Here is a 1,537-nt window from a genome sequence, read left to right on the forward strand (position 1 = left end):
GACGCGCGCAGCTGCAGCAGCGACAGCGCGTCGACGTAGGGGCTGCGCAGCTGCACGGCGCGCTGCAGCACTGGCTTGTTCTCGAGCAGGCCGTCGCCGCCGGTCAGCCGCACGACCCACTGGCGCGTGAGCGCGAGCTCGTCGAGCACGAGCGCCGCCAGGTCGTCGCGGTCGCCGAGGGCCAGGTACTGGCGGGCGATGCGCTCGTCGGTCTTGGCGAGGCTCATCGCGACGTTGTCGACCATGGTGTGCAGCAGCGGCCACTCGCGGTACGCCTCACGCAGCAGGTCCTGGTCGCCGACGGCCTCCAGGGCGGTGCCGAGACCGAACCAGCCGGCGAGGTTGATGCGCGCCTGGGTCCACGCGAACACCCACGGGATCGCCCGCAGGTCTTCCAGCGACTCGACCGACAGTCCGCGTCGGGCGGGGCGGGAGCCGAGTGCCAGCAGCCCGATCTCCTCCATCGGGGTCACCGTGGCGAACCACGGCGCGAAGCCCTCGGCCTTGACGAGCGAGAAGAAGCGCTCGCGGGAGGCCGCGTCCATCGTGGCGGCCACCTCGGCGTAGCGCTCGGCCGCGCGGCTGGTGCGCTCCTCCACCGTGGGGGAGGAGGCGAGCAGCGTGGCGGCGGCGACCTGGTCGATGTGCCGCATGGCGATCGCGGGCTCGCCGTAGCGCGCGAAGATCACCTCGCCCTGCTCGGTGAGCTTGAACCGGCCGTCGACGGAGTGCGGCGGCTGGGCGAGGATGGCGGAGTTGGCGGGGCCGCCGCCGCGCCCGAGGGCGCCGCCGCGACCGTGGAACAGCGTGAGCTCGATGCCCGACTCCTGCGCCCAGCGGGCGATGGTGGCCTGCGCCGCGTACAGCGCCAGGTTCGCGGCGACCGGGCCGACGTCCTTCGACGAGTCGGAGTAGCCGAGCATCACCTCGAGGCGGTTGCCGGTCGCGGCCATCCGCTCGCGGAACTCGGGGAACGTGACGACCTCGGCGAGGATCGCCGGCGCGGCCTGCAGGTCGGCGAAGGTCTCGAACAGCGGCACGACATCGAGCACCGGGGCGTCGTCGCCGAGGGCGTACCGGGCGAGGCGGTGCACGTTCGCGAGGTCGGACGCGGCCTGGGTGAACGAGACGACGTAGCGCCCTGCCGCCCGCAGCCCGCGGTCGCGCTGGATGTCCGCGATCGCACGGAACACCTCCAGCACCTCCTCGGTCTGGGCGCTGATCGGGCCGCCCGCGTCGAGCTCGGCGAGGGCCGTGGCGTGCACCTGGGAGTGCTGGCGCACCTCGAGCTCGGTCAGGTGGAAGCCGTAGGTCTCCACCTGCCAGATCAGGTGCTGCACCCCGCCGAACGCGTGCCGACGGGCGCCGGCCGCGGCGAGCGAGGACTGCACGGCACGCAGGTCGGCCAGCAGCTCGTCCGGTCGGGTGTACGCGTGCTCGCTGTCCCCGAGCCGGGTCGCGGCCACCCGCCGCGCGAGCACGAGCAGCACGCGGCGGTGCGGCTCCTCCGGCGACCGGGCGGCGAGCTCGGCGGCGA

At 74.0% G+C, this 1,537-nt stretch carries 1 protein-coding gene; it reads right to left on the reverse strand.

The window, feature by feature from the left end:
• The coding region (locus tag DW299_RS10505; RefSeq protein ID WP_136036544.1) for a phosphoenolpyruvate carboxylase at positions 1 to 1,537 on the reverse strand (1,537 nt) is incomplete at both ends.

The organism is Microbacterium sp. K35 (assembly GCF_004794375.1).
GTDB lineage: Bacteria > Actinomycetota > Actinomycetes > Actinomycetales > Microbacteriaceae > Microbacterium > Microbacterium sufflavum.